The organism is Amycolatopsis taiwanensis DSM 45107 (assembly GCF_000519205.1).
Taxonomy (GTDB): domain Bacteria; phylum Actinomycetota; class Actinomycetes; order Mycobacteriales; family Pseudonocardiaceae; genus Amycolatopsis_E; species Amycolatopsis_E taiwanensis.
The window spans coordinates 158380-181518 of record NZ_KI912602.1 but is presented as its reverse complement, the minus strand read 5'-3'; the positions used below and the strand labels follow the sequence as shown (position 1 = coordinate 181518).

Annotated in this window: 24 protein-coding genes; 8 read left to right on the top strand and 16 right to left on the bottom strand. The window is 67.9% G+C overall.

Annotated elements, in window-relative coordinates; translation table 11 throughout:
• The first annotated feature begins 183 nt into the window (after window positions 1-183).
• The 4 genes from A3CU_RS0142370 to A3CU_RS0142355 all read left to right on the top strand — a co-directional run bounded on the left by A3CU_RS0142370 (window position 184) and on the right by A3CU_RS0142355 (window position 4027).
• On the top strand, window positions 184-987 hold the full coding sequence (locus A3CU_RS0142370) for an ABC transporter ATP-binding protein (protein ID WP_027947342.1): 804 nt from the start codon (window positions 184-186) through the stop codon (window positions 985-987).
• A gap of 133 nt (window positions 988-1120) precedes the next feature.
• A complete protein-coding gene (locus A3CU_RS0142365) occupies window positions 1121-1900 on the top strand; it encodes an enoyl-CoA hydratase/isomerase family protein (RefSeq protein ID WP_027947341.1) in 780 nt (259 codons plus the stop codon).
• Complete coding sequence (locus A3CU_RS0142360) at window positions 1897-2853, top strand: class I SAM-dependent methyltransferase (protein WP_027947340.1); 957 nt, start codon at window positions 1897-1899, stop codon at window positions 2851-2853. The genes A3CU_RS0142365 and A3CU_RS0142360 overlap by 4 nt, the downstream gene beginning before the upstream one ends.
• 13 nt (window positions 2854-2866) lie before the next feature.
• The gene (locus A3CU_RS0142355) at window positions 2867-4027 is read left to right on the top strand and encodes a THUMP-like domain-containing protein (protein ID WP_027947339.1); all 1161 of its coding nucleotides are present in this window, start codon (window positions 2867-2869) and stop codon (window positions 4025-4027) included.
• Between the two features lie 164 nt (window positions 4028-4191).
• Here the strand turns inward: A3CU_RS0142355 and A3CU_RS0142350 are convergent, their stop codons facing one another.
• From A3CU_RS0142350 to A3CU_RS0142340, 3 genes are all read right to left on the bottom strand, one after another.
• On the bottom strand, window positions 4192-5085 hold the full coding sequence (locus tag A3CU_RS0142350) for a DUF4352 domain-containing protein (protein ID WP_027947338.1): 894 nt from the start codon (window positions 5083-5085) through the stop codon (window positions 4192-4194).
• Window positions 5086-5222: 137 nt separating this feature from the next.
• A complete protein-coding gene (locus tag A3CU_RS49475; protein ID WP_245617565.1) occupies window positions 5223-6944 on the bottom strand; it encodes a serine/threonine-protein kinase in 1722 nt (573 codons plus the stop codon).
• 230 nt (window positions 6945-7174) lie between these two features.
• A complete protein-coding gene (locus A3CU_RS0142340; RefSeq protein WP_027947337.1) occupies window positions 7175-8059 on the bottom strand; it encodes a GntR family transcriptional regulator in 885 nt (294 codons plus the stop codon).
• A gap of 154 nt (window positions 8060-8213) precedes the next feature.
• Here A3CU_RS0142340 and A3CU_RS0142335 point away from each other — a divergent pair, with 154 nt between their 5' ends.
• From A3CU_RS0142335 to A3CU_RS0142325, 3 genes are all read left to right on the top strand, one after another.
• Window positions 8214-9425 carry an FAD-dependent monooxygenase gene (locus A3CU_RS0142335; RefSeq protein ID WP_027947336.1) on the top strand — a complete coding sequence of 404 codons (1212 nt, stop codon included), beginning with the start codon at window positions 8214-8216 and terminating at the stop codon, window positions 9423-9425.
• Between the two features lie 70 nt (window positions 9426-9495).
• Complete coding sequence (locus A3CU_RS49470; protein ID WP_052373166.1) at window positions 9496-10485, top strand: coiled-coil domain-containing protein; 990 nt, start codon at window positions 9496-9498, stop codon at window positions 10483-10485.
• Between the two features lie 141 nt (window positions 10486-10626).
• Complete coding sequence (locus tag A3CU_RS0142325; protein ID WP_052373164.1) at window positions 10627-12009, top strand: FAD-binding oxidoreductase; 1383 nt, start codon at window positions 10627-10629, stop codon at window positions 12007-12009.
• Window positions 12010-12186: 177 nt separating this feature from the next.
• Here A3CU_RS0142325 and A3CU_RS0142320 read toward each other — a convergent pair whose 3' ends face one another.
• From A3CU_RS0142320 to A3CU_RS0142290, 7 genes are all read right to left on the bottom strand, one after another.
• Complete coding sequence (locus A3CU_RS0142320) at window positions 12187-12411, bottom strand: hypothetical protein (protein WP_027947334.1); 225 nt, start codon at window positions 12409-12411, stop codon at window positions 12187-12189.
• Window positions 12412-12687: 276 nt separating this feature from the next.
• The gene (locus tag A3CU_RS0142315; protein ID WP_027947333.1) at window positions 12688-12924 is read right to left on the bottom strand and encodes a hypothetical protein; all 237 of its coding nucleotides are present in this window, start codon (window positions 12922-12924) and stop codon (window positions 12688-12690) included.
• Between the two features lie 316 nt (window positions 12925-13240).
• Entirely contained in the window at window positions 13241-13450 is a 210-nt protein-coding gene (locus A3CU_RS0142310) for a hypothetical protein (protein WP_027947332.1), read from the bottom strand.
• A gap of 330 nt (window positions 13451-13780) precedes the next feature.
• Window positions 13781-13966, bottom strand: a complete 186-nt coding sequence (locus tag A3CU_RS0142305; protein ID WP_027947331.1) for a hypothetical protein — start codon at window positions 13964-13966, stop codon at window positions 13781-13783.
• A gap of 196 nt (window positions 13967-14162) precedes the next feature.
• Window positions 14163-14393 (bottom strand): hypothetical protein, encoded by a 231-nt coding sequence (locus A3CU_RS0142300; protein WP_027947330.1) that lies wholly within the window; start codon window positions 14391-14393, stop codon window positions 14163-14165.
• Between the two features lie 313 nt (window positions 14394-14706).
• Entirely contained in the window at window positions 14707-15339 is a 633-nt protein-coding gene (locus tag A3CU_RS50505) for an NAD(P)H-binding protein (RefSeq protein WP_052373163.1), read from the bottom strand.
• 152 nt (window positions 15340-15491) lie between these two features.
• Window positions 15492-17825 (bottom strand): Tex family protein, encoded by a 2334-nt coding sequence (locus tag A3CU_RS0142290; RefSeq protein WP_027947329.1) that lies wholly within the window; start codon window positions 17823-17825, stop codon window positions 15492-15494.
• A 177-nt stretch (window positions 17826-18002) separates the two neighbouring features.
• Here A3CU_RS0142290 and A3CU_RS0142285 point away from each other — a divergent pair, with 177 nt between their 5' ends.
• Window positions 18003-18662 (top strand): YoaK family protein, encoded by a 660-nt coding sequence (locus tag A3CU_RS0142285; RefSeq protein WP_211246649.1) that lies wholly within the window; start codon window positions 18003-18005, stop codon window positions 18660-18662.
• A gap of 18 nt (window positions 18663-18680) precedes the next feature.
• Here A3CU_RS0142285 and A3CU_RS0142280 read toward each other — a convergent pair whose 3' ends face one another.
• From A3CU_RS0142280 to A3CU_RS0142255, 6 genes are all read right to left on the bottom strand, one after another.
• On the bottom strand, window positions 18681-18914 hold the full coding sequence (locus A3CU_RS0142280) for a helix-turn-helix transcriptional regulator (RefSeq protein WP_027947327.1): 234 nt from the start codon (window positions 18912-18914) through the stop codon (window positions 18681-18683).
• A gap of 176 nt (window positions 18915-19090) precedes the next feature.
• A complete protein-coding gene (locus A3CU_RS0142275; RefSeq protein ID WP_027947326.1) occupies window positions 19091-19942 on the bottom strand; it encodes an ABC transporter permease in 852 nt (283 codons plus the stop codon).
• The gene (locus A3CU_RS0142270; RefSeq protein ID WP_084144254.1) at window positions 19939-20769 is read right to left on the bottom strand and encodes an ABC transporter ATP-binding protein; all 831 of its coding nucleotides are present in this window, start codon (window positions 20767-20769) and stop codon (window positions 19939-19941) included. Before A3CU_RS0142270 ends, A3CU_RS0142275 begins: the two co-directional genes overlap by 4 nt.
• Before the next feature lie 370 nt (window positions 20770-21139).
• A complete protein-coding gene (locus A3CU_RS0142265) occupies window positions 21140-22027 on the bottom strand; it encodes an aminoglycoside phosphotransferase family protein (RefSeq protein WP_425388326.1) in 888 nt (295 codons plus the stop codon).
• A 286-nt stretch (window positions 22028-22313) separates the two neighbouring features.
• A complete protein-coding gene (locus A3CU_RS0142260) occupies window positions 22314-22721 on the bottom strand; it encodes a PIN domain-containing protein (RefSeq protein WP_027947323.1) in 408 nt (135 codons plus the stop codon).
• Window positions 22718-22933 (bottom strand): ribbon-helix-helix domain-containing protein, encoded by a 216-nt coding sequence (locus tag A3CU_RS0142255; protein ID WP_027947322.1) that lies wholly within the window; start codon window positions 22931-22933, stop codon window positions 22718-22720. The genes A3CU_RS0142260 and A3CU_RS0142255 overlap by 4 nt, the downstream gene beginning before the upstream one ends.
• Between the last annotated feature and the right edge of the window lie 206 nt (window positions 22934-23139).

Genomic DNA, 23139 nt, shown 5'->3' with positions numbered 1-23139 from the left:
TGGGACTCGCGCGTCGGGAAGGTGGGACTCGCGCGTCGGGAAGGTGGGACTCGCGCGTCGGGAAGGTGGGACTCGCGCGACGGGAAAGGGGGACTCGCGCGACGGGAAAGGGGGACTCGCGCCGAAGACGTGACGCATGTCGCCGCGGGGGCGGCGCGACACGGACCCGGGCCGCTGGCCACAATGGGTGCCGTGACTGACCTTGACGACCTCGTGGTGCGGATGTCGGGTGTTACGGTCCGCCGCGGCCGCAACGAGTTGCTCGCCGACGTGGACTGGAATGTCGAGCTGGACGAGCGGTGGGTGGTGCTCGGGCCCAACGGCGCCGGCAAGACGACCCTGCTCCGGCTGGCCGCAGCGGAACTGTTTCCCACCAGCGGGACGGTGGACCTCCTGGACGAGCGGCTGGGCAAGGTCAACATCTTTGAGCTGCGGCCCAGGATCGGCTTCTCCAGCGGCGCGTTCGCCGCGCGTGTGCCTGGCGACGAGTTGGTGCGCGACGTCGTGGTCAGCGCCGGGTACGCGGTGGTGGGCCGCTGGCGCGAGGAATACGACAAGATCGACATCGACCGGGCCATGGAACTGCTCGGCGCGATGGGCGTGGAGCAGTTGGCGGAGCGCACCTTCGGCACGCTGTCCGAAGGGGAGCGCAAGCGGGTCCTGATCGCCCGCGCGCTGATGACCGACCCGGAGCTGCTGCTGCTCGACGAGCCGGCCGCCGGTCTGGACCTGGGCGGCCGGGAGGACCTGGTCGCCAGGCTGTCCGCGCTGGCGGCCGACCCCGACGCGCCCGCGATCGTGCTGGTGACCCACCACGTGGAGGAGATTCCGCCGGGCTTCACGCACGCCCTGCTGCTGCGGGAGGGCCGGCCGGTCGCGGCCGGCCTGGTCGACGACGTGATCACCGCCGAGAACCTGTCCAAGACCTTCGACCAGGATCTGCTGCTGGAACGGTCCGGTTACCGGTTCTTCGCCCGCCGCCGATGACTCCTCGGCCGGTAGCCGGGTCAGGGGCCCGGGGAACGGTGACGGCCATTCAACGGTCCGCGTTCGTCGATCGCGCGTGGTGAATAACACAGAGTAGGGTTGCGACGAGCTACCGGTCGGTAAGGAGGAGAACGTGGGCGAGTTCGTACGGCTCGAGGTCGACGGCGGGGTGGGCACCATCCGGCTGGACCGGCCGCCGGTCAACGCGATCAACGGCCAGGTCACCGCGGAGTTGGCCGAGGCCGCAAGTGAGGCCGCCGAGCGGGCCGACGTGCGCGCGGTGATCCTCTACGGCGGCGAGAAGACCTTCTGCGGTGGCGCGGACGTCAAGGAGATGTCCACCCGTACCTACGTGGAGATGCGCACCTTCGGCACGCGTCTGCAGGCCACGGTGGCCGCCGTGGCGGCGATCCCGAAGCCGACGGTCGCCGCGATCACCGGTTACGCGCTGGGCGGCGGGCTCGAACTCGCGCTCGCGGCCGACCGGCGGGTGGCCGGCGACAACGTCAAGGTGGGCCAGCCGGAGATCCTGCTGGGCATCATCCCGGGTGCCGGGGGCACGCAGCGCCTCGCCCGGCTGATCGGGCCGAGCAAGGCGAAGGACCTCGTTTTCACGGGCCGGTTCGCCAAGGCCGAGGAAGCGCTTTCTCTGGGCATCGTGGACCAGGTCGTCGCGCCGGACGACGTGTACTCCACCGCGCTGGCCTGGGCCGCCCAGTTCGCCGGCGGCCCGGCGGTCGCGCTGGCCAATGCCAAGGCTGCGATCGACGGTGGGCTGGACGTCGACCTGGCCAGCGGGCTCGCTCTGGAGACCCACCTGTTCACCGCGCTGTGGGCCACCGAAGACCAGAAGAACGGCATGCGGTCCTTCGTCGAGAACGGGCCGGGCAAGGCCACCTTCGAAGGGAAATGACGGTGACCGATCCCGCGCCGAACCCACACGCGACCGAGGCCGAGGTCGAGGCGGCCTACGCCGACCCGAAGCTGGCCAACGTGCTCTATCACGACTGGGAGGCCGACACCTACGACGAGAAGTGGTCGATCTCCTACGACGAGCGCTGCATCTCCTACGCCACCGGCGTGTTCAACGCGGTCGCGGGGGAAGCGGGCCAGCCCTACCCGACGGCCATGGAACTGGGTTCTGGCACCGGGTTCTTCCTGCTCAACCTCATGCAGGGCGGGGTGATCAAGAAGGGTTCGGTCACCGATCTGTCTCCGGGGATGGTCAAGGTGGCGCTGCGCAACGCGGCGGCGCTGGGGCTGGACGTGGACGGCCGGGTGGCCGACGCGGAGCGCATTCCCTACCCGGACAACAGTTTCGACCTGGTCGTCGGCCACGCGGTGCTGCACCACATCCCGGACGTGCGGGCGGCCTTCGCCGAGGTGCTGCGGGTGCTCAAGCCCGGAGGGCGGTTCGTGTTCGCGGGCGAGCCCACCAAGATCGGCGACTGGTACGCGCGCCGGCTCGGCCAGCTCACCTGGTGGCTGACCACGAACATCACCCGGCTACCGCCGTTGTCGTCGTGGCGACGCCCACAGGCGGAACTCGACTCGTCGTCGCGGGCGGCGGCGCTGGAGGCCGTGGTCGACCTGCACACCTTCGACCCCGCCGAACTGGAGCGGATGGCGCAGGGAGCGGGCGCGATCGGCGTGCGTGCGGTCACCGAGGAGTTCGCCGCGGCGCTGGCCGGCTGGCCGATCCGCACCTTCGAGGCCGCGGTGCCGCAGGAGAAGCTGACGCTGCGCTGGCGGCTGTTCGCGTACCACCTGTGGTTGCGTCTGTCCGCGTTGGACAAGAAGCTGCTGTCTCGGGTGCTACCCCGCGAGCTGTTCTACAACGTCATGATCACGGGTCAGAAACGCTGACGCGTTTTGAACGATGTCCTATCCGTTCGCGCTTGCTGACGTCGCCTTCCTACGTTCGGCCGAAGGTGAGCAAGCGCTGGCCGAATGCGCCACGCTACCGCTGACCGACGCCACCCGCGTCGCCGACGTCGCGGCCGCACGCCGGCTGGTCGGCGAGAAGTCGTCGGCGGTGCTGGAAACCGTGCTGTTGCGCCGCAGGTCGGGGTCCAAACTGGATGGCGCCCAGCGGTGGCTGCTCACCGGTGACGCGCTCCAGCAGGCGAGCCCGTCGCTGGTGGCACGGCACCGGGCGCAGCGGCTGGCCGGGCGGGACGTGCACGACGTGACGTGCTCGATCGGTGCGGACCTGGCCGAACTCGCCCGGGTGGCGCGCCGGTGCGTCGGCTCCGACCTCGACGAGGTGCGCCTGGCCATGGCGCGGCACAACTGCCCGGGTGTGGCGCTGGTGCGGGCGGACGCGTTACGGCCGGTCACCCGGGACACGGTGGTGATCGCGGACCCGGCCAGGCGGGACGCCGGGGGCCGCCGCAGGTGGCGGCCGGAGGACTACCAGCCGCCGTTGGACGACCTGGCCGGCGTGTACGCGGGCCGGGATCTTGCGATCAAGTGCGCGCCCGGCATCGACTACACCGCGCTCGGCTGGGCCGGCGAGGTCGAGGTGGTGTCGCTGGACGGCCAGGTGCGTGAGGCATGCCTGTGGGCCGGTTCGGTGGCGACCGCCGCACGCCGGGCGACCGTCCTGCGCGCCGACGGTAAACAGTGGACGATCACGGAGCGGGAGCCGGACGACGCCGGCGTGGCCGGGCCCGGCGAGTGGATCATCGACCCGGACGGCGCCGTCGTGCGGGCCGGGCTGGTCCGGCACTACGGCGCGCGCCACGGCCTGTGGCAGCTCGACGAGCGGATCGCCTACCTCACCGGGGACCGGCCGCCGCCGGGAATTCGCGCGTTCCGGGTCCTCGAACACGGTTCGTACCAGGAAAAGTCGCTGCGTGCGCTGCTGCGGCGGCACGAGGTCGGGCGCCTGGAGATCCTGGTGCGCGGTCTGGACGTCGATCCGGACGCGTTGCGGCGCCGCCTCAAGCCACGCGGCCCGTCCGAGGCCACCGTCGTGCTGACCCGCATCGGCCGGTCCCCGCACGCCTTCCTCTGCCTAGCCGAACGCACCGGGTGAAGGGTCCCCCGGTGCAGCTCATGCGCCCGTGCCAACACCAAACCGCGAGTCCCACACTCCCGTCGCGCGTGTCCCACGTTCCGGTAGCGCGAGTCCCACGTTCCGGCGAACGGGAACGTGGGACTCACACGACGGGAAGGTGGGACTCGCCGGGCGGGGGCGTGCTACAGCGAGAAGTCCGCGGTGACGTTGTCGGACGTGTCGGTGATCACGATGTGGCTGCCCGGCTCGAGCGGTGCGTCGAACGCGACCTTTCCGGTCACGGTCTTGCCGGCCGCCAGATCGTCGAGAGGGAGCTCCTCCGCCTTGGCCACTCCATAGGATCCGTTGCCGTCAGTCTCGTCGATCATCGTGCCGTCCGGCTTCTTCAGCTTCACGTAGAGGGAGCTGACGTGGTATTCGCCGCTGTTTCCCTTGAAGGTCAGCTCGGCGATGACGAGGTGACCGCTCTCCGGCTTGGTAACTTCGTCGAGGCTGCCCGTGGACTCGCTGACCGAGACGAGGGTGACATCAGCGGAGGCGTCGCTCTGCTTGCTCGTCTTCGTCTGGTTGATCTCCCGCTTGTCGCTGCCGTCACCCTGGGTCGGCTTGTCGCCGGAAAGGGGCCAAACACCGAGAACCCGGCTCAGTGTGTCGGTGACCACGATCGACGACTGAGGTTCGTAGGGGGCATCGAAGGCCAGGGTCCCCTGCATGGTCTGGCCCGCGGAGATTTCGTCGGGGCCACTCCCCGAGGCGAACTTCTCGGCCGACGGCACGGCCAAGGCGTCATATTTGACAGTTTCGCCGTTCGCCTTCTTCAGCAACACGTACAACGGGTTAGCGTTGAAAGTCCCGGACTTGCCTTCGATTTTCAGCTGGGCGCCGACGAAGTTTCCGCTTTTCGCGGTGACCCCGTCGCCCTTGTAGGACTCGGTGACCGAGACGAGCGTGACGAGTGCCGTTCCCTCGCCCTGGTCGAGCGTGAGTGACTGGTTGAGCTGCCGCGCGGGGCCGCCGGCGTCGCTACCGCCGCTGCTCGACCCGCCGCAACCCGCGGTCAGTGCCGCGACCGTCACGAGTGATGCAATGCCAACAACAATACGCAAGACGTGATTCCGTTCACATTAGGTCGAAATGCCGGCTTCGAGTGAGCCAGACCGGCATGGTAGGGACGACCACCACACGGAACGAACACGATCACTGCCGCCGGCTCTCAGCCGACTGTGGTGTGCGGCACGCCCGGGTCTGTGTTGATCAGCGGCTTCCCGTCGACGACGATCATGCCGAGGGTGTGGGTCTCCTGCACGCGCGAGCCGTTCCAGTTGTACTGGATGGTCACCTTGACGGTGTTCTGCCCGATCTGCTCGGGCGTGCCGACCACTGCCACGGCGGTCTTGTCACTCCAGTATCTCGCGTACCCGCTCCTGCCGACTTTTTGCAGGTCGGGGCCGAGCCTGGCCCAGGCGGCGTCCAGGTTGCCGTTCAGCAGCGGGTAGTACTCGGCCACCGCGTCGACGAGCGAGCCTGCCGATGAACTGGCCGGGGGAGCCGTGGTGACGGTCGTGGTCGTGACTGTCGTGTGGGTGGACGTCGGTGGGGCGGATGGCGAGACGCTGAGTTCGCTGGGCGGCGCCGTCGCGGTCATGGACGGGGAGTCCGCCGGGGGAGCGGCGTTCTGATTCTTCGTGCCCGGCAGCAGGATCAGCGCCGCCGTCACGGCGGCCGCGACCACGACGACCAGCGAGAGTCCGGCGAACAGCTTCCGCCGCGACCGCCGCGGTGGCGGTTCCGGGGTCAGCACGCCGGCCAGTTCGCGCGCGGCTTCGGCCATGGTCGGCCGCTCGGCAGGGTCGAGGGCCATCATGCGGGTCAGCACACCGGTCAGCGGCCCGGCCTGGCTCGGTGGCGTGTACCGGCCCGCGGCCGCCGCGTACAGCAGGGCCATCTGGTTTTCGATTTGCCCATAAGGGAAACGGCCTTCGACCGCCGTGTACAAGGTGGCGCCGAGAGAGAAGACGTCGGCGGCCTGGCTCGGCTGTTCGCCGCGGGCGGCCTCGGGGGCCAGGAACGCGGGAGTGCCGGCGAAGTGGCCACTGCCGGTGAGGGTTCCGTCGTCGGTCGCGCGGGAAATCCCGAAGTCGGTGATCTTCGTGCACCCGTTCTCACCGATCAGGATGTTGCCCGGTTTCACGTCGCGGTGCACGATGCCGGCCTCGTGCGCCGCGGCGAGGGCGGAGGCGGCTTCCGCGCCGATTCGCGCGACCTGCTCCGGCGGCAGGCTGCGCTGCTCGGCCAGCGTCTCGGCGAGGCTCTTCGAGGCGAGATATTCCATCACCAGCACGGGTTTGCCGTCGTCCTCGACGACGTTGAAGACCGTAATGGCGTGCCGGTGTTGCAGCCGGGCGGAGAGGCGGGCCTCACGGAACGAGCGTTTCCGCGCGTGCTCGGCCTCGTCCTTGCTGAACGTGGGCGACAGCAGGAGTTCTTTCAGCGCAACGGTTCGGTCCAGCACCTGGTCGTGTCCGAGGTACACCACGCCCATCGCGCCGGCGCCGATCCGTCGCACGATCCGGTACCGGTCGGCGATCAGCCGGTCCTGCTCGGTGGTGGGTGCCGGAGCGTCCGTGGCCGGTGGCGCGGTCACCGATGGCTCCGTCGCGGCAGCATTTGCAGGGGGCTCCTTCTCGGCGATTGACTCGTCGGTAAGCGACGGCTCGACCGGTGATGTGTCCGTTGCGGCGCCGTCGGTCACTGCATCGTTGTCCGCGGGCACATTTGTTACCGGTTCACTGGTTTCCGGCGTCGCCGGGTCGGCATCGGTCGCCGAAGTGCTGTCCTGGAACGGTTTTTTTTCGGCAGGCGCGTTCGACTGCTCGTCCGGAGCGGGCGTCTCGCGGTCTTCCGGTGTTTCGTCGGCAGCTCTTTCCCCGGTCACCCGTCAAGGTTACGTGTTGATCAACTCCGCGGTCACCGGGCTGTCCGAACCATCGTCCGGCGAACCGCGTTGGGCAGTGTTTTCTAACCGCGATCGGATTTGGGTAGCCAGACCGTGACTCCCGCGTGGCCCTTGCTTTCTTCGGGTTGGCGGCCTGCCTCCCCGAATCCGAGGCCTCCGGCGCGCGCCCGTGGTCACCTCGGGCGGAAACACGGACTTTGAGACTCGCTCTAGTCCAGCAGCACGGCAAGGCCGTCCAGCAGACGGCCCAGTCCGAATTCGAAAAGCGTGTCGAGGTCGACGTCGACGTCGTGGTCGAAGGCCTCGACCAGGGCGGGGAAGTCGCCGCTGTCCACGATGGACCGCATCCACTGTTCCTGGGACCGGATCCATTCGTCGGGCGACAGCCCGGTGTCTCGCTGGGCCGCGGCCTCGGCTTCGAGGTTTTCCGCCATGCCCCGGACGAAGCCGAACACCGCGAGGTAGGCCACGATCCGCAGCCGAGGTTCGAGCCCGGCCAGCGCGCGCAGCGACCATTCGGTGTGGGCAACGGCCTTGCTCAGCCGCTGCGGCCGGGTCAGGGACACGACCCCGGCGGCCCAGGGGTGCTTGCGGTAGAGCCGCCACTGCAACCGTGACGAGAGTTCGAGCTGTGCCCGCCAGCCGGACGGCGGATCTTCCGGCAGGAGTTCCTCGCTCAGCGCGGTGTCCGCCATGAGCACCACGAGGTCGTCCTTGCCCGGCACATGCCGGTAGAGCGACATGGTCGCGGTGCCGAGTTCGGTGGCGATCCGGCGCATCGACACCGCGTCCAGTCCTTCGACGTCGGCGATCTCGATGGCGGCCCGCGCTATCCGCTCGCGGGTCAGTTCACCCTGCGGCTCGCGGCGTTTCCCCGCGGGCACGCTCGCGGCGACCACGGTTCCCACGCCCCGCACCGACTCGACCAGGCCCTGCTGTCGCAGCGTGGTGAGGACCTTGGTGGCGGTCGCCATCGCCACACCCCAGTCCCGGGTGATCTGCCGGGTCGACGGTACGCGGTCGCCGGGCCGCAGTTCGCCCGAGGTGATGCGCCGCCGGATCTCCGTCACGATCGCGGCGTAGGGGTGTTCCATTGCCCGTCCTCTCCAGCGCTCTAGTGCACTTAGCCAGTGCACTAGGAAACTTTACCTGCTATTTCAGTGTATGTACGTTGTACGCGTGACAGTTGTTGTATCGAGTCGCGGCAAGCAGGGTGGCCGGGGAGCGCGCCCTCGTGGAGGAAGCAGCATGGACATTTTGATCTCCGGTGCCGGCATCGCCGGACCGGCTCTCGCGTACTGGCTTCGGCGCTACGGATTCACCCCGACCGTCGTGGAGCGCGCGCCCGCGCTCCGGCCCGGCGGTCAGGCCGTCGACCTGCGGGGATCGGCCCGTGACGTGATCGAGTGGATGGGCCTGGCCGACGCCGTCCGCGTGCGGCACACCGGCGTGGTGGGCCTGGCGGGCGTGGACGAGTCGAACCGTCGCCTGTACAGCTGGGGCCAGGAACTGTCCGGGGACTCGGGCGGCATCATCGCCGAGCTCGAGATCCTGCGCGGAGATCTGGCACGCCTCCTCTACGAGGCCGCGAGCGACGGCGTCGAGTACCTGTGGGGCGACTCCATCGCCGAACTGACCCAGCACGACGACGGTGTCGAGGTCCGTTTCGAAAGCGGCACGTCCCGCCGGTTCGACCTGGTGGTGGGCGCCGACGGCGTGCACTCGCGGGTGCGGCGGCTGGCGTTCGGCCCGGAAGACGAGTTCGTCCGCGACGACGGCATGTACAAGGTCATCTTCCCGGTACCCGGCGTGCCCTACGGCGATGGCTGGCAGCGCATGTACGTCATGCCCGGACGCAAGCGGGCGGGTCTGTACCCGGTACGAGAGGGTGACGCGCGGGGAATGCTGTTCTTCGGCGGGCCGCGCGTGGACTACGACCGCCATGACATCGGATGGCAGAAGCGTTTCGTCGCCGACACCTTCGCGGGCGAAGGCTGGGAGGTGCCCCGGATGCTCGACGCCATGTGGTCCACCCCGGACTTCTTCTTCGACCGCGGCGGCATGGTGCGGGTACCGGGCTGGACGCGGGGGCGGGTGGTGCTGCTCGGCGACTCCGTCTTCGGCGGTTCCGTCGGCATGGGAACGAGCATGGCGATAGTCGCCGCCTATGTGCTCGCGGGTGAACTGGCCATCGCGGACGGTGATCATCGCCGGGCGTTCGCCGGTTACGAGACGGTGCTGCGGGATTATGTGAACCGCAACCAGAAACCGATGCCGTTCGGCACCCGGGGGTTCCTGCCGAAGTCCGTAATGGGGATCCGGCTCGGGAATGGCCTGACGAGGGTGATGCTCGCCGGGCCGTGGCGGGGGATGCTGACAGGTGGACTGCAGGACGCCGCCAGCAATGTCACACTGAGAAATTACGTGCAACAGGCGATGCTGGTAGACGGCGAGCGGTGAAGTAGAGGATGCTTGCCGTGAGCGGACTTTCGCAAGAAGGTCCACATAGGACTGTCTCGTGGAGAGGCGCATGCGCGAGTCGGGTGACGGCCGGGTGCCGGGGCCCGCCGGTGCTCCGGTTGATGCGCAGGCCGCCGGAAACCATACGGAGGTGCTGAGGATGGTGGCGGTGGATGCTCGTGAAGACCTCGTTCCGCTCCGGACCGACTTCGACCGGGCCTGGCGCGGCTACGACACCCGCCAGGTTCGCGAGTACGTGCTCGGCATCGAGTCCGAGCTGCGCCTGCTGATCTCCGATCGGGACGCCGCCGCCGCCAACGCCGAGGACCTCGCCCGCCAGTTGGAGGAACTGCGCAGCGAGAACGACCGGCTGCGCGAGAAGGTCGACCGCGTCTCCCGCACTCCGATCGAGCCGGACGGGCTGAGCGAGCGGCTGCTCCGGATGGTCGAACTCGCCGAGGACGAGGCCGCCGAGATCACCGAGCGGGCCAGGGCCGCCGCCGAGCGCAGCTGGGCCGCGGCCGAGCAGGCGGGCCGCCGCCTGCGGGAACGGCACGAGCGGATGGTCACCGAGCTGGACGAGCGGCGCCGGGAGCTGGCCGCCGAGCACGACCAGCTGATGGCTCGCACTCGCGCCGAGGTCGACGTGATGGCCAAGCAGGCCGCGCAGAACCGCCGCAAGCAGGAGGAGCAGGCGGCCCGCCGGCGCGAGCAGATCGAGAACGACTTCGCCCAGGTCATGGCCGCCCGCCGGGCCAAGGCACTCCAGGACATCGCCGAGCGCGAGCGCCACGCCAAGCAGGAGGCCGACCGGCTGATCGCGGAAGCGACCGACGCGGCGAAGCAGTTGATGGATGAGGCACAGGCCAAGGCCGACGTCATGGACGAGCTGCGACGGCGCACCGCCGAGGGGTTGCAGGCCACCTTCAAACTGCTGAGCGAGGCGGCCCCGCTGCTGTCCGAACCCTTCCAGGTCCCGGAACCGCGCAACGAGAACGTATCCGAGGCCGGCACGTCGGGAAACGGGCGAGAGACGAGTAGCGAACCCGTCGCCGGCTAGCAAGTCCGGCGCCGCCGTAGCGGCAGTGTGTTCAGAACGTGTCCGGGTATCCGCTCCTCGGCTGCCGGTTGATCACGGCGCGGCCTGTTTCCCCGCCCACGTGCAGGGCTTTTCGCCCTGCTGCTCGGCTACGGTGAGGTCGTGGAGTCAAAGATCGACGAGCTCGACGGGGAGTTCATCACGACCGAGCCGGACGTCCTGGCGGCGTACCGGTACGACCAGGCGGGCTTCTGCGAGGCCGGAAAGCCCGCCGCGCTCGCCCGGCCCCGGCACACCGACGATGTCGTGAAGGTGCTCCGGTTCGCTCACGAGCACCGGATTCCGGTGGTACCGCAGGGTGCGCGCACCGGCCTGGCCGGTGGCGCGAACGCGGTCGACGGCGCGATCCTGCTCTCACTGGAGCGGATGGACCAGATCCTCGACGTCGACGAGATCAACCAGACCGCCACCGTGCAACCCGGCGTGATCAACTCGGTGCTGTCCCGGGCCGTGGCCGACCAGGGCCTGTTCTACCCGCCCGACCCCGGGTCGTGGGAGTCGTCGACCATCGGCGGAAACGTGGCCACCAACGCGGGCGGGCTGTGCTGCGTGAAGTACGGGGTCACCAGCGATTTCGTGCGCGCGCTCGAAGTCGTGCTCGCCGACGGGCGGGTGCTGCGCACCGGCCACCGCACGGTCAAGGGCGTCGCGGGCTACGACCTGGCGCGCTTGTTCACCGGCTCGGAGGGCACGCTCGGGGTGATCACCGAAGTGACCGTCGCGCTGCGTCCACTCGCCGAGAAGCCGCTGACCGCCATCGCCTTCTTCACCACGTCCGCGGCGGCATGCACGGCGGTCACCGAGTACCTGCGTGGCGGGCGCCGGCCCTCGGTGCTGGAATTCATGGACAAACCCAGCGTGGATGCCGTTTCCGCCTATCGTGACCTGGGCTTCCCGGAGGACGTCGGGGCCGTGCTGATCGCCCAGTCGGACCGTGGCGCGGCCGCGCCTGAGGACCTGCAAGCGTTTGCCGACGCCGCGCGCGAGTGCGGCGCGACGGAGGTCATCGTCGCCTCCGACCAGGCCGAGGCCGACCTGCTGATCGAGGCCCGGCGCCTGGTCGGTGTCGCGATGGAACGGCTCGGCTCCCGGCTCGTCGACGACGTGTGCGTGCCGCGCTCGCGCCTTGCCGAACTCATCGAGGGCATCGCGGCGATCGCGGCCGAACACGAAGTGCTGATCCCGTGTTGCGGGCATGCCGGCGACGGCAACATCCATCCCAACGTCGTCTTCGACGCCGCTGATCCGGACTCGGTCCGGCGTGGGCAGGCCGCGTTCAGCGCGGTCATGGCGCTCGGGCTACGGCTGGGTGGAACGATCAGCGGGGAGCACGGCGTCGGCACGCTCAAACGGTCCTGGCTGGAGACCGAACTGGGCGAGGTCGGGGTGTCCGTGCACCAGGCGGTGAAGCAGGCATTCGACCCCCGAGGAATCCTCAACCCCGGCAAGGTGATCCGGTCCGCGCCCGGGCGTGTCCCGGGTTAGGGCGCGTGAGTTCCGGCTTCGGGCGGATGACTTCCGGCTTGGAGCGGGTGAGTTCCGGGTTAGAGCGCGCGACTTCTGGCTTGGAGCGGGTGAGTTCCGGGTTCGGGCGGTGCGCGGCCGCTCGCGGACAGTTGAGGGCTGCCCGCGAGCGGGTTCGGGTTACCGCAGTGGAAACTGTTAGTGCACCCTGATATTCTGCACCGCGATTGTCTGCCCGGGATGCTCGAATTCCAACGGGAATCCGCTAGGCTGCTGGGTCTGCCCGATCGCCATGTTGGTCGCGTGGACATTGACCATGTTATTAAGCTCGGAGAAAAAGCTGTCATTGATAGTGGCCAGCGTAAGGCGCGCCGGCAGCAGGTCGGCTTCCTGGATCGCCAGGTCCGCGAGGACGTGGTCCATATGAGCTCCATAAGGTTTTGTTCGTTTACCCCGGATATCGTTATCCGGGCGTCAAAGATGGTCCGCAGGCCGCGTCACCAGTGCGTCACGCGAGCGTAGCAGGTGAATGCCGCCAGCGAGCGAATGCGGGTTACCGCGGTGGAAATTGTCAGCGCAGGTTGATATTCTGCATGGTAACGGCACGCCCGGCCGATTCGACCATCAATTTCGTTGTGGGTTCGGACGGTGCGTCCCCGCTCGCGGGCAGCGCAGGCGCTGCCCGCGAGCGCGCTCGGGTTATCGCATTGGAAGTTGCTGCACGTCGATGGTCTGAGTGGCGGCGGCCCCGTTCCCCATCGCAAGGTTGGTTGCGTCGACAGTACTTGTACTCGTTTCAGCGCTCGTTTCAGTGCTCGTTTCAGTGACGGGCTGGGTCAAAAAAGTGTCCATCGGACGCATGAAAGGGCACAGCGTAAGGCGCGCCGGCAGCAGGTCGGCTTCCTGGGCCGTCAGCTCCGCGAGGGCGTGGTTCATTGAACCTCCGTAAGGATTTGTCCGGTTACCGGATATTGTTATCCGGCCGTACAGCATGGTCGGCACGTTGCGTCACAAAATCATCACGCTGACGTAGTCCGACCGCTTCCACTAGCGAACAAGGTCCGCTGTTCTGAGACGCATATCTGACTCGGCTCACTCGGCGCGCACCCGGTCACCGACCGTGACCGGCGCAGGGCAGACCCTCGAACAGCGCCAGGCTCACCGGGCTCGGCGCGGCGCGGCTCGCGCAGACAGCGGCGCGCGGGCAGCCGAGGACTGCCCGCGCGGGTGTGGGTGACTGCAGCGGAAATTGTCAGCGCACGTGGATGCTCTGGATGGCAGGCTCCGGCCCGCCCGACCCGATCCCAAGGTCAAGCGTGTGGACATTGCTGCAGTGGGGAAGGGGAAAGAGAACGACACCGAACGGGCCGTAATAGGGCTGATTCCCGTAACTCCACAGCGTAATACGCGTCGGCAGCAGTTCGGCTTCCTGGGCCGCCAGATCGGCGAGGGTGCGGTCCATATGAATCTCCGTAAGTCTTTTTCGTCAATCTGGATACTGTTATCCGGGTGCTAAGTCAATGGTCGACAGCCTGCGTTACGAAGGCATCACTCGGTCGCATTTTCCGGTTGCTGGTCGCTCGACACGATATTGGAAGTTTTAGGGCGTACAGCAGCCGCTCGTGGGCAGTCGAACCCTGCCCGCGAGCGAGTTTCGGAACGAGCAGGTCACCGGCCTACGATGAGGCAAAGCCGGTCAACCTGGTGAAAGGTGGCGCAGCCGTTCGCGGCCAGCCCAACGCTGCCCGCGAACGGCTGCCAGTTACCGGAACGGACGGAATGGAACAAAAGCCTAGCCCACGTTGATGTTCTGGATGGCGATGGCCGGCCCGGCCGTCCCGATGGCAAGGTTCGTTGCGTGGACATTGATCATTTCACCGAACCCGGGGAAAACGCCGCCGTCGAAAGTGCCCAGGGTAAGACGCGTCGGCAGCAGGTCGGCGTCTTGGGTCGCCAACTCCGCGAGAATGTGGTTCATATGAATCTCCGTAAGGTTTTCTCGGTTTGGGTTCGGATATGGTTGTCCGGACCTGAAACATCATCGGAACGTCGCGTCACACACGCATCACGTAAAGCGTAGGAAAAAGTCCTACAGTCAGGCAGAGATGGATGCGGGCCAAATAGACGGAGCCGCTTGCGGGAAACTGAACGCTGCCCGCAAGCGATATCGGTTATCAGCGGACTGGGCCCACCACGTTGATTCTCTGGACGGCGACGGCGCTCGCGGCTGACCCGGTGTCCCAATCACCCAAGCCGTCCCAGTCCGGCTGAGCCGACCCGACTGCAAAATTGTTCGCGAAGACATTGGTCATGTCGCCCCAACCCGGGAAAAAGCCGCCCAGCGTGAGACGCGCCGGCAGCAGGTCGGTTTCCTGGGCACTCAGATCCGCAAGCGCACGGTTCATACGAACCTCCGTAAGGTTTGCTCGGTTCGCGTCCAGATACCGTTGTCCGGACGTGAACATGGTCGGCAGTTGGCGTCACGAAGGCATCACTCGGGCGCATTTCTGATCAGCTGTCACCCGAACCGATATTAGACGTTTTTGAGACGCTTCCGACGGCACAATCGCAATTACGTCGCCGTACTCCGGCGGCGAATTTGTCTACGCCGGACATGAGGGTGGGCGGATCTTGGTCCGGCGATCTTTCGGTCGCCGGACCAGGGGCGAAACGTCTGATCAGGACAAGGCGCGCAAGCTGGCGCGCGCCGCGTGGTGGTCAGGCCTCGGGGTCGGGGGACAGCGCCGCGAACAAGGTCGACCAGTCCGGCTCGGTCGACTCGGCGTCGTCGTAGAGCTCGAAGGTCTTACCCGAGGCCGACGGATCGAACAGCGCGGCCACCACCGCGTCGGCGACCGCGTCACGGCTGATCCGGCCCTCCCCGGTGTCGCCCTGCTCGACCCGCACGCCGTCGGCGGGCAGGTCGTGCAACCAGCTCGGCCGGACGATCGTGTACTGCGCGCCGCTGGCCCGCAACGCCTGCTCGCCGCGGGCACGAGCCTCGATGCGCTCGGCCATTTCCGGATGCTCCGCCGGGCGGGTCAGGTAGATCTGCGAAACGAGCACCACCGGGATGTCCTCCCGGGCCGCGATGGCCGCGATCCGGGCGATGCCGTGGTGCATCACCGTTTCGGCTTCGGCCGGGTCCCGGGGCGGCTCGATGGCGACCACGATGCCGTCCGCACCGGTGAACACGGCCGCATCCACGCTGCCGGCCAGATCGAGTTCGGCGGTCTCGTCACCCTCGGGGCGGCGGCTGGCCACGATGACGCGGTGGCCGCCCTTGGCGAGCCGATCGGTGATCCGGCGACCGGTCCGACCGGCACCGCCGACCACGACGAAGGTACTCATCGATTCCTCCCCGCGACTGATGGAAACCAGGATGGCCTCCGACCCCGATCATGGTCAAACTGGCCGCCGGAAGACCGGCGGTAGCACCCCGGCGATGATGGGCCGTACCACTTCCGCCACGCCACCGGGCTCACCTGTCCACTCCGGGCGCTTCAGCGACCGTAACCCGCGCGCCGCAGGGCGTCGGCGAGTGCGCCGCCACCAGTGGAGGCGGAGTCGCGCCGGCGTCCCTGGCCACCGCCCTTGCGCTGGCCCTGCTGGCGTCCCCCGCCGGAGGAGGCTGGTGGCTTGCCGGGGGTGGCCTCGTCGTCCAGGCGCAGCGTCAGCGAGATCCGTTTGCGCGGGATGTCCACCTCGAGCACCTTGACCTTGACGATGTCGCCCGGCTTGACCACGTCACGCGGGTCCTTGACGAAGTTCTTCGACATCGCCGAAACGTGCACGAGCCCGTCCTGGTGCACGCCGACATCGACGAACGCGCCGAACGCGGCGACGTTGGTGACCACGCCCTCCAGCCGCATCCCCGGCTTCAGGTCCGCGAGCTTCTCGACCCCTTCGGCGAAGGTCGCGGTCTTGAACGCCGGGCGTGGGTCACGGCCCGGCTTCTCCAACTCGGCAAGGATGTCGGTGACCGTAGGCAGACCGAAGGTGTCGTCCACGAACTCCTGCGGCCGGACGGTCTTGAGCACGGGGGAGTTGCCGATCAGCTCGCGCAGGTCCTTGCCCGTGGCCGAGGAGATGCGCCGCACCACCGGATATGCCTCGGGGTGCACGCTGGAGGAGTCGAGCGGGTCGTCCCCGCCACGAATACGCAAGAAGCCCGCGCACTGTTCGAACGCCTTCGGGCCGAGACGGGGCACCTGCTTGAGGACCTCGCGGGAGGAGAACGGGCCGTGCTGGTCGCGGTGGCTGACGATGTTCTCCGCCAGCCCGGCGGTGATGCCGGAAACCCGGGTCAGCAGCGGGGCGGACGCGGTGTTGACGTCGACCCCGACGGCGTTCACACAGTCCTCGACCACGGCGTCGAGCGAGCGGGACAGTGACACCTCGGACACGTCGTGCTGGTACTGCCCGACCCCGATCGACTTCGGGTCGATCTTCACCAGTTCCGCCAGCGGGTCCTGCAGCCGGCGGGCGATCGACACCGCACCGCGCAGCGACACGTCCAGTTCGGGCAGCTCCTGGGAGGCGAAGGCCGAAGCCGAATACACCGACGCCCCGGCCTCGGACACCATCGCCTTGGTCAGCTTCAGCTCGGGATGCTTCTTGATCAGTTCGACGGCCAGCTTGTCGGTCTCGCGGGACGCGGTGCCGTTGCCGATCGCGATCAGCTCGACCCGATGCTCGGCGGCCAGCTTCGCGAGCTCGGCGATCGAGGCGTCCCAGCGGTTCTGCGGCTGGTGCGGGTAGATCGTGTGCGTGGCCACCACCTTGCCGGTCGCGTCCACCACGGCGACCTTGACGCCGGTGCGGTAACCCGGGTCGAGCCCCATCGTGGCGCGGGTGCCGGCGGGGGCGGCCAGCAGCAGGTCACGCAGGTTGGCGGCGAACACGGCCACCGCGTCGTCCTCGGCCGCCTGCCGCAGCCGCAACCGCAGGTCGATGCCCAGGTGCAGCAGGATCTTGGTGCGCCAGGCCCAGCGGACCGTGTCGAGCAGCCACTTGTCGGCCGGGCGGCCCTGGTCGGCGATGCCGAACTGCTGCGCGATCCGCTGCTCGTACTCGCCGGGGCCGACGCGGGGCTCGTCACCGGGCTCCTCCGCCTCGATGGTGAGGTCGAGGACTTCCTCCTTCTCACCACGGAACAACGCGAGCACCCGGTGCGAGGGCATCTTCGTCAACGGCTCGGAGAAGTCGAAGTAGTCGGCGAACTTCGCGCCCTCGGTCTCCTTGCCGCTGCGGACCTTCGAGCTCAGGCGGCCCTGTGACCACATCTTCTCGCGCAGCTCGCCGATCAGGTCGGCGTCCTCACCGAAGCGCTCGACGAGAATGGCCCGCGCTCCGTCGAGCGCGGCCTGCGCGTCGGCCACGCCCTTCTCCGGATCGACGAACACCGCCGCGGCGGCCAGCGGTTCGGTGCCCGGATCGCCGAGCAGGCCGTCGGCGAGCGGCTCCAGACCCGCTTCGCGCGCGATCTGCGCCTTGGTGCGGCGCTTCGGCTTGTAAGGCAGGTAGATGTCTTCCAGGCGGGACTTGGTCTCCGCCGCCATGATCTGGGCCTTCAGCTCATCGGTGAGCTTGCCCTGGCCGGAGATCGACTCGAGGATCGCCCCGCGGCGTTCGTCGAGTTCGCGCAAGTAGCGCAGGCGATCCTCGAGCGTGCGCAACTGCGCGTCGTCGAGCATGCCGGTGACTTCTTTGCGGTAGCGCGCGATGAAGGGAACCGTCGACCCGCCGTCGAGGAGGTCCACGGCCGCCTTGACCTGCCCCTCGCGTACGCCGAGTTCCTCGGCGATCCTTCGCTCGATCGGCTGAACGCCTGTCACTGATCACTCCCTGCTCAAGGTCCGCCTGTGCATTCTCCATGTGAACGGGGTGAGTAACCAAAAGGGGTCCGGGAACGACTGGTCGCCTGTTCTGGGCGGTCTGGTCCGCTTCGTCCACATTCGACAATCGCGTAAGGCATCTCGCGAGGTCACGCTCTGCTTCTATGCTGGGAGGTCGTGAACCAGAGACGCCACGGGCCACTGCCGCACCTGCTGGTGGTGCTGACGCTCGTCACGGGCCTGGTGGACGCGACGAGCTTCCTCGGGCTGGGCACCGTGTTCGTCGCCAACCAGACCGGGAACGTGGTGCTGCTCGGGTTCGCCCTCGGCGGCGCGGCGGCGTTGCCGGTATTGAGTCCACTGATCGGGCTCGTGTCCTTCGCCGTGGGCGCAATCCTCGGCCGGTGGCTGCGGGGCGACCGCGGCCGGTTGCTCACGCTGGGCGCGGCCATCGAGGGCACGCTCGCCGCGGTGGCTCTGGTCCTCGTCCTCTATTTGTCCAATGTGTACGCCCCGATTGTTCCGTTGGGACTCGCCATGGGCCTGCAGAACGCGCTGGTGCGCCGGCTCGCCGTGCCCGATCTGAACACGACGGTGATCACCTCGACGCTGACCGGCCTGCTGAGCGAGCCCCTTCTCGGTGGCCAGGGCCGGGCCGGGCGGCGGGCCACCTCGGTCGCGGCGCTGTTCGTGGGTGCGCTCATCGGCGGCGTGCTCGTCACCTACACCGGACTGGCCTACACCCTCGGCCTCGCGGTGCTGCTGCTCGCGGCGGTCGGCGCCATCGCGTACCTGTTGACCCGTCGCGGCGGCGAATGGCTCGTACACCGGTCTTGAAGACTGGTCCAGATACCCCTAAGCCGAGCGTTCTCCCAGGCGCGGGAAGGGGGCGGTGGAAAAGACCACCTCCACGTTGACCTCGAAGTACTGCGCTATCCGCAAGGCGAGGTGCAGGCTCGGGCTGTACTCACCGCGTTCCAGATACCCGATGGTCTGGTAGTGCACCCCGAGCGCCTCGGCGAGCTGTCGGCGCGAGATTCCGCGTTCGGCCCGCAGCATCGCGATGCGGTTGTAGATCGTTTCGCTCACTGCCCCTCCGCGAGTCTGCGCGCAACCGTGCTATGTGGAGGCTCCGCCCCCACGCCCCCGACTGGGGCAAGCCCCCGGACCCCCTTTCAGGTGGAGGCTCGGCCCCCACGTCCCGACTTGGGGCAAGCCCCGAGACCCTCTTGATTGTGACGGAGCGCCTGCCGACACCGGGCCGCTCATCGCGGCACTCGCTGTATCGCCTTCTCGCGGCGCGCGGCCACCGCCGAGCCGGACTCGCGCCGGGCCATCCTACGCAACAGCATCGGTGCCACCGCCAGGCCGATGACCGCCCAGATGCCCAGCACCGCCACCGTCTCCAACTGCCGCCAGGAATTCCCGAACTCCGCCGCGGCCATGGCGTCCGGCAGCAGCGCCGACCGCATGCCCAGGCCGAGCCAGTAGATCGGGAACACCTGCCCGATCACCTGCAGCCAGGACGGCAGGGCACTGCTCGGGTAGAAGATCCCCGAGATCGCGACCAGTCCCATGACCGGCATCATGATCAACCCGATCGCGCGGGGGTTGGAGATCAGCGCACCGGCGATCGCGCCGATCGGCATGGTCGCCAGGAATCCGAGCAGGATCACCCAGATCAGGGTCAGCCAGGCGCCCGGGCCCAGATCGAGCTCCTTCGTCACGAACAGCCCCGGAATCAGCACCAGCGCGCAGCTGATCAGCGACATCCCCGAAACCTGCACGATCTTCCCGACGAGGTAGCCGACCATCCCGTTCGGGATCGCCTTCGCCCTCAGCAGCGTCCCGTCCTCACGCTCGGAGGTCAACGTCTGCATCACGTTCACCAGCCCGGCGAAGGCGATGTTCATGCCCAGCACACTCGGCAAGGTCCGTGAGCTGAGCGAGAAGTTCATCCCCGGCACGGTCGCGTTCCGCATGAACACCATCACGACGGTGAGGATTATGGCCGGGAACAGGTACGCCCACAGGTCCTGCGCGTTGGTGAAGGTCTGCCGCAACTCGATCCGGCCGCGGGCCAGGCCGGCCTTGCCGACGTTCAGCAGGGTGCTCATCGGGCCTCCTCGAAACGGCGCACCAGCGCCATGTACGTGTCCTCCAAGCCGCCGCGGCGTACCTCCAGATCGGCGATCTCGTCGCCGTACTGGCGGAACAGGTCGTGCACGAACTTGGTCGCCTCGGTCGTGGTGTGGATGAACCGCTGGCCGTCGCGGGTCCATTTGACCTCCGCTTCGCTGGCCATTTCCCGCGACAGCTGGTCGGGAGAACCGTCGGCGATGATCGAGCCGCCGGCCAGGATGAGGATGCGGTCGCTGAGCTTCTCGGCCTCGTCGAGGTCGTGGGTGGTGAGCAGGATCGTGGTGTCCTCGTCGTCGGACAGCCGGTGTACGAGGTCGTGGAACTCGCGGCGCGCCTCCGGGTCGAACCCGACGGTCGGCTCGTCGAGGAAGAGCAGGTCGGGCCGCCCGACGATGCCGATCGCCACGTCGAGCCGCCGCCGCTGCCCGCCGGAGAGCCGCCCGACCCGCTTGCGCGCGTGCTCGGTCAGCCCGACCGCCGCGATGAGCTCGCCGGTGTCCCACGGCTCGCGGTAGTCCCGGTAGTAGGTGCCGATATGCTCGATCAGTTCCGCAACGCGCCATTTCGCGTGGTCGCGCCAGGACTGCAGGACCACGCCGAGCCTGGCCCGCCACGCCTCGTCGCCGCGCGCCGGGTCGGTGCCGAGCACGCTCACCTGTCCGGCGGAACGCATCCGGAACCCTTCCAGGATTTCGATCGTGGTCGTCTTGCCCGCCCCGTTCGGCCCCAGCAGCGCCAGCACCTCTCCGCGGCCGGCCGTGAACGTGACGCCGGCCAGCACGTCGTTGCTGCCATAACGCATGCGCAGGTCCCGTACGTCGAGTACGGCGTCGACCGGCTCCCCCTGCCGAGCCACTCCCCGCGGTCCGGTCAGCGTTGTCATAGGCCTTCTCCCCAATGTAGAGATCCTGCGATGGAATGTAGCAGACCTACTACATCTTCGGCCACGGCCTCTCGCCACGCGAGTCCCACGTTCCCGTCGCGCGTGTCCCCCGTTCCGGTCGCGCGTGTCCCGCGTTCCGGTCGCGCGTGTCCCGCGTTCCGGTCGCGCGTGTCCCGCGTTCCGGTCGCGCGTGTCCCGCGTTCCGGTCGTGTGAGTTCCACGTTCCCGTCGTGTGAGTCCCACGTTCCGGTCTATCGGAAGGCGGGACATGCGCTACTGGAGCGTGGGATCAGCGGTCTTGAGCGGTGAGGATTTCGTCGATGGTGTGGCGGGCATTGGCGGAGATGATCGGATTGGTGGTCCGGTAGTACGGGAGTTGGATGACGGCCATCGACAGTGCCCAGCCGCGCCCACGCATCCAGGTGGCGTCGTCGACGTCCACGGCGTCGTGGAAAATCTCTCGGGCAGCGGGCGGCAGCAGGTTCCAGGCGGGGATGAGGTCGCAGGCGGGGTCGCCGACCCCGACGGTGGCGAAGTCGAGGACTCCGGTCAGCCTGTTTTTGGTGATGAGCAGGTTGCTGGGCATCAGATCGGCGTGAACCCAGCAGGGGGTCGAGGACCAGGCTGGGGCGGCAAGTGCTTCTTCCCAGGCCGCGGTGGCCGCGTCGGCATCAAACGGCTCGTCGGTGTGGCGCAGGTCTTCGATTGCGGTTCGGGTATACCGGTCGACGGTGTCCAGCGGGGCGCCGCGGTAGGCGCTCGGGCCACCGTCCAGGCCGACCTTACGCATCGCCGTGACGAACTCCGCCAGGTCGTTGGCCAACTGATCCGGCCGCGCGAGGCGGCCTTCCACCGGAGTGTCGCCGTCGATCCACTCGTGCACTGCCCACGCCCAGGGGTATCCCTCGGCAGGGTCGCCGGTGGCGACCACGGTGGGGATCGTGACGGGCAGTGCGGGTGCGAGTTTCGGGAGCCACCGACACTCGGGTCCCAGAGCGCGGGCGCCTGCCGAGGTGAGGGGAAGCCGGACCGTCAACGTGTCCCCGAGTCGGTAGACGGCGTTGACGGTCCCGCCGGAGGCGAGGCGCTCGATCGGTAAGTCCGCCCACTGAGGGAACTGGCCACGCAGCAACCGGCGCAGGAGATCCGAGTTGATGTCCGCTTCGTCTGCGTGCATCTTGACCACCCACGCAGAGGATCACCCGTTCATCCGGTACGTCAAATCATTTCTCAGAAATCCGAAGGTACCGGCCAAACCTTTGTCAGCCGACACACCATCCCGTCCCGCCCGTCACCCAGGCTCCACCGACCGCAAGAAACACAACCACACCCGCCGACTCGCACCACCGGGCTACCGCGTCGCCCTCGAATCGCCGCCTGACCACAACCGACCACCACGAATCCGATGCCGTTCCGTTTCGCCGGGTGCTACTTCCTTCACCTACGATTTCGGATCAGCGGGTTCACGGCAGTACTGCGAACCGCCCGCCGCCGACCGGTTGCAACACGTCGAAGTGCCGGCGATCCAAGGTCAGAATGGTTCTGGTGTGGTAACGATCGGCGAGCACCACATTCGACGCGTCTGCTACGCCAATGTTTTGATCGCGATACTTTTCCACGATCCTGGCAGCCTGTTCCAGTTCGGGTGGACCGAAGAAGGGAAGTTCCCATGCGCCGCCTGCCATTTCACGCAGGACGGCGAGTTCGGCATCAACCCCGACGCGGGTGGCGACCAGATAGTCGAGTTCTGCGATGACGAACGGCGAGACGACGAGCGGCTCATTCGTCTGCTCCACGGCCTCGGAAACGGGCTCGTGGTCGGGTTCGGCGCGGTCGAAAAAAGCTAGTAGGGCGCTCGTATCGACGATCACCGGTCACCGAAGCCGACCAGGAGTTCGTCGGCGTGCCGGGCGATCGGTTCCGTACCGGTGAAGAGGCCTCCCCGGGGCTGTGGCCGGACCTTACCGACCGCCGCCCGGATGGATTCTCGGATGACCTCGGCCTCAGAGATCCCGCGTTGCTGGGAAGCGCGCTTGACCGCTGCCTTGAGATCTTCTGGCAGGTAAATCGTCGTCTTCTCCATCAACGTATGGTACCACCGCTGGTGCCAGCGCATGGCCGCGTTGGGATGGTACTGGGATGTAGCAGGCTTGCTACATCGTCGGCCATGGCTTTTAGCCGCGGAGTCCCACGTTCCCGTCTACGGGAACGTGGGACTCGCGCGTCGGGAACGTGGGACTCGCGCGTCGGGAACGTGGGACTCGCGCGTCGGGAACGTGGGACTCGCGC